The organism is Lutispora sp. (genome assembly GCF_041687175.1).
Classification (GTDB): domain Bacteria; phylum Bacillota; class Clostridia; order Lutisporales; family Lutisporaceae; genus Lutispora.
On the sequence record NZ_JAWLCK010000172.1, the window covers coordinates 1 to 4,732 of the forward strand.

Sequence of the window (4,732 nt, forward strand, 5' to 3'; positions counted from 1 at the left end):
CTGTATTTCCTGGTACAAATTGCGAATATGATACTGCCAGAGCTTTTGAAGATGCCAATGGAAAAGCGGATATAATGGTGATAAAGAATCTTACTCCCCAGGATATCGAAGAATCCATAGAAGAATTGGTGAGAAGGATAAACAATTCTCAGATATTGGCTTTACCAGGAGGATTCAGCGGAGGAGATGAGCCGGATGGTTCAGGCAAGTTTATAGCCGCTGTATTCAGGAATGACTATGTAAAGGAAGCAGTTATGAATCTTTTAAACAAGAGAGACGGATTGATCATAGGAATTTGCAACGGTTTCCAGGCATTGATAAAGCTTGGACTGGTACCATACGGCGAGATTCGGGATATAGATGAGAGCAGCCCTACCCTTACCTATAACAAAATTGGCCGACATGTATCCCAACTTGTGAGGACTAAGGTAGTCTCTACCTTGTCACCTTGGTTTGCCTATTCAGAAGTGGGAGATATTCATACCGTACCTGTATCCCATGGGGAAGGCAGATTTGTAGCCGGTGATGATATGATAAGACAGTTGGCAGACAAGGGCCAGATAGCTACCCAATATGTAGATCTAAATGGAAATGTATCAGCAGAGGTGCCTCATAATCCAAATGGTTCCATATGCGCTATAGAAGCAATAACAAGTCCTGATGGAAGAGTTTTGGGCAAGATGGCTCATTCTGAGAGAGTGGGGAAATATTTATATAAAAATATACCTGGCGAAAAGGAACAAAACATATTTAGAGCTGGAGTGGATTACTTCGCTAAATAATACGAATGTTATACAATAAAATACTCTAAATAATTCGTTAATATGTGTACTAAAATTCAATAATAGAATAAATAGTTCGAAAAAAATCTTGACGGCTTACTGAATTATATGATAATATTATTCCAACAAGACACTTATATGTTATTTGAACTCATATAATATCAGGAATATGGCCTGAAAGTTTCTACCAAACAACCGTAAATTGTTTGACTATGAGTGAAATACACTGTTCATATTTTTGGACGGGTTTCACTACCCGTCCTTTTTTTTCATCAAACAATGGTTGAGGGTCGACATCATGGCAGGTATTTTAGAATTTTGCAATCCGGTTAAGGCTAGACTTTAATCGGATTTTTTCAAAATATAATGTTTAAGGAAGGAGATAATATGAATAATAATCCTAAGGTTGCAATTATTATGGGTAGTGATTCAGATTTGCCCATTGTTTCTAAAGCTATTAAAGTACTTAAGGAATTCAATGTAGATTATGAGGCTAGAGTCATATCCGCTCACAGGACACCTGACAAGGCTTCTCAATTTGCAAAGGAAGCAGAGGCAGCAGGGTTTGATGTAATAATAGCTGCAGCAGGTAAGGCAGCTCATTTACCGGGAGTATTGGCGGCTTATACGGTACTTCCTGTGATAGGCATACCGATTAAATCATCGGCTTTGGACGGCATGGATGCTTTGCTTTCAATAGTTCAGATGCCTTCAGGTATTCCTGTGGCTACAGTAGGCATCGATGGGGCAGAAAATGCAGGGCTTCTGGCAGTAGAAATGTTATCAATAAAGTATGACCATTTGAGGAAAGCTCTAAAGCTTCGCAGAGAGAGTATGGCACAAGAAGTTTCCAAAAAAGATGAGCGAATAAGAATGGAAGAATTTTAATACATCTGATGGGAGATAAAAAATGTGTGGAATAGTTGGAGTATATGATAAGGGTAATATAAATGCTGCTAATGCAGCCTACTACGGCCTGGTGGCATTGCAGCACCGAGGCCAGGAAAGTGCAGGGATTGCCATAAACAACGATGGCATAATCACCTGTTACAAGGAAATGGGATTTGTAAACGAAGTATTTGACGACAAGATACTTAGTTTGTTAAAAGGAGATATGGCTATAGGACATGTGAGGTATTCTACCTCAGGCTCCACCTTTGCAGCCAATGCGCAGCCTATAGTCATTAAATATAAGAATGGCAATCTGGCTCTGTCTCACAACGGCAGTCTGGTAAATGCAGATTTACTCAGAGGTCAACTGGAGGATCAGGGCATGATATTCAGCACCACTACAGATACTGAAGTCATAGCTGCTTTGATAGCCAGAAACTACAAAGGGGACATAATAAAGGCAATACAGAACACTATGGAAATAATAAAAGGTTCCTATGCTTTGACTATACTGACTGATAACAAGCTGATAGGAGTAAGAGATGGATATGGAATAAGACCCCTGGTGTTAGGAAAACTTGAAAACGGATATGTGCTGGCTTCAGAAAGCTGCGCTTTGGATACTGTAGGAGCCCAGTTTATAAGGGATGTAAGACCAGGGGAAATATTAGTCATAGATAAGGATGGAATGAAAAGCATAGATTACATTACCAACTTGCCCACCAAAGTCTGCTTGTTTGAGCATATATATTTTGCCAGACCAGACAGTATCATAGATGGAATCAGCATGTACAAGGCAAGAGAAAATGCAGGCAGAATATTGGCAAAAGAACAACCGGCTATTGCGGATACAGTGCTATCGGTACCTGACTCCGGTACACCGGCTGCCATAGGGTATGCCAATGAATCAGGAATACCCTATTCGGTAGGCTTGATTAAGAATAGATATGTAGGAAGGACCTTCATACAGCCAACTCAGTCCATGAGAGAGCTGGGAGTAAAACTGAAGCTCAATCCTTTGAAGGAGAATATAAAAGGAAAAAGGGTTGTAATGGTGGATGACAGCATAGTGAGGGGGACTACCAGCAGGAAGATAGTACAGGCTTTAAGAGATGCAGGAGCGTCAGAAGTCCATGTAAGAGTAAGCTCTCCACCGGTTATTGGTTCCTGTCGTTACGGAATAGATACTCCAACTATGGAGGAGCTTATAGGGGCCAACAAAACTGTGGAAAGCATAAGGGAATACATTGGAGCAGACAGCTTGGGCTACTTGAGCTTGGAGGGACTGTTGGCTGCTGTAGGCAGCAAAGGCGACGGCTTTTGCACAGCTTGCCTAAACGGTGACTATCCTGTATAGACTCTAGTCTCCAGTCACTGGTCGCTAGTCATGGGCCTGGGTATTCCTTTAGGGACTTTTTTCAGGTTTTTAGTGGTTTCAATATTATAGTGTCTTTTAGTGGTTTCGATTAATAGAGCTTTCAAAAAATAAGGAAGGAGAAAAAAGATGGATGACAGATTGACATACAAGAACGCCGGAGTAGATGTGGAAGCCGGATATGAAGCTGTAAAGCTGATGAAGGAACATGTGAAAAAGACCCATATACCCGGCGTAATGGGAGACCTGGGAAGCTTTGGAGGCTTCTTCATGCCCAAATTGGCAGGAATGAAAGAGCCTGTTTTGGTATCAGGTACCGATGGTGTAGGCACAAAGCTACAGATAGCTTTTATGATGAATAAGCATGATACCATAGGCATAGATTGTGTTGCCATGTGTGTAAACGATATCGCCTGCCATGGAGCCAAACCCTTATTTTTTCTGGACTATATTGGTACAGGCAGACTTAATCCCAAAAAGGCAGAGGCTATAGTAAAGGGAGTATGTGATGGCTGTATACAGGCTGGTTGTGCCTTGATAGGCGGCGAAACAGCTGAGATGCCAGGTTTCTATCAGGATGAAGAATACGACTTGGCAGGCTTTGCAGTAGGTTTGGTTGACAAAGCTAAGATTATAAACGGTGAAAAGGTAAAAGAGGGAGATGTGCTCATAGGCCTTCAATCCAGTGGCATACATAGCAACGGGTACTCTCTGGTGAGAAAGCTTTTCTTTGGAATCAATGATTATAAAGTGGATTATAAATTCCCGGAGTTGGATGGCCTCCTAGGTGAAGAATTATTAAAGCCTACAAGGATATATGTAAAAACCATACTGAACCTTGCAGAAAAGTACAATATAAAAGGAATTGCCCACATAACCGGTGGTGGATTCATAGAAAACATACCCAGAACAATTCCTAAGGGCTTAAAAGCTAGAGTAGAGCTGGGAAGCTGGGATGTACTGCCCATTTTTAGGCTCATGAAGGATTTGGGGAAAATAGAGGATGAAGTATTATACAATACATTCAATATGGGAATAGGTCTTGTGATAATTGCAGATAAGATAGAAGCAGAGAGCATTATGGAAGATTTGAAGAATTTGGGCGAAAAAGCATATATAATTGGAGACATTGCAGCCGGAGAGGGAGGAATAGAGCTTTGCAAAAAGTAAAGATTGGGGTTCTCATATCCGGCGGTGGCACAAATTTGCAGGCTTTGATAGACAATATTGAAAAGGGCTTAATCAACGGTGAGATTGCTGTAGTAATATCAGACAAGAAAGGCGTCTACGGCTTAGAAAGAGCTAGAAAGCACGGTATCAGCGCCATTGAAATAGATAAAAGGGAATTTAATGATAGAAATGATTTCATGAAAGCCATTATAAATGAACTGGAAAGTCATGAAGTGGAATTGGTTGTACTGGCAGGATTTTTAAGCATTTTATCCAGTGATTTTATAGAAAAGTATAGAAACAGGATAATGAACATCCATCCATCTTTAATACCTGCCTTTTGCGGCAAGGGATACTATGGGCAAAGAGTTCATAAAGCTGTGCTGGAATACGGAGCAAAGATTTCCGGAGCAACGGTACATTTTGTGGACGAAGGAGCAGATACAGGCCCTATCATACTTCAGGAAGCGGTTAAGGTGGAAGAAGGAGATACCCCCGAGTCTCTGGCAGCCAG

5 protein-coding genes and 1 riboswitch are annotated in these 4,732 nt (G+C 41.1%); all 5 genes read left to right on the forward strand.

Features of this window, described 5'->3' with window-relative positions; genetic code table 11:
• On the forward strand, window positions 1-782 hold a 782-nt coding region (locus tag ACESM9_RS14560), incomplete at its 5' end, for a phosphoribosylformylglycinamidine synthase subunit PurQ (protein ID WP_373000294.1).
• A 131-nt stretch (window positions 783-913) separates the two neighbouring features.
• Window positions 914-1,015: riboswitch (purine riboswitch) on the forward strand.
• Window positions 1,016-1,169: 154 nt separating this feature from the next.
• Complete coding sequence (purE, locus tag ACESM9_RS14565; RefSeq protein WP_373000297.1) at window positions 1,170-1,670, forward strand: 5-(carboxyamino)imidazole ribonucleotide mutase; 501 nt, start codon at window positions 1,170-1,172, stop codon at window positions 1,668-1,670.
• Between the two features lie 22 nt (window positions 1,671-1,692).
• Window positions 1,693-3,030 (forward strand): amidophosphoribosyltransferase, encoded by a 1,338-nt coding sequence (gene purF / locus ACESM9_RS14570; protein ID WP_373000300.1) that lies wholly within the window; start codon window positions 1,693-1,695, stop codon window positions 3,028-3,030.
• A 147-nt stretch (window positions 3,031-3,177) separates the two neighbouring features.
• Window positions 3,178-4,218, forward strand: coding sequence for a phosphoribosylformylglycinamidine cyclo-ligase (purM, locus tag ACESM9_RS14575; RefSeq protein WP_373000302.1), 1,041 nt, complete (start codon window positions 3,178-3,180; stop codon window positions 4,216-4,218).
• Window positions 4,206-4,732, forward strand: a 527-nt coding sequence (gene purN / locus ACESM9_RS14580; RefSeq protein WP_373000305.1) for a phosphoribosylglycinamide formyltransferase, incomplete at its 3' end; no start/stop codon positions are given. The genes purM and purN, both read left to right, overlap by 13 nt.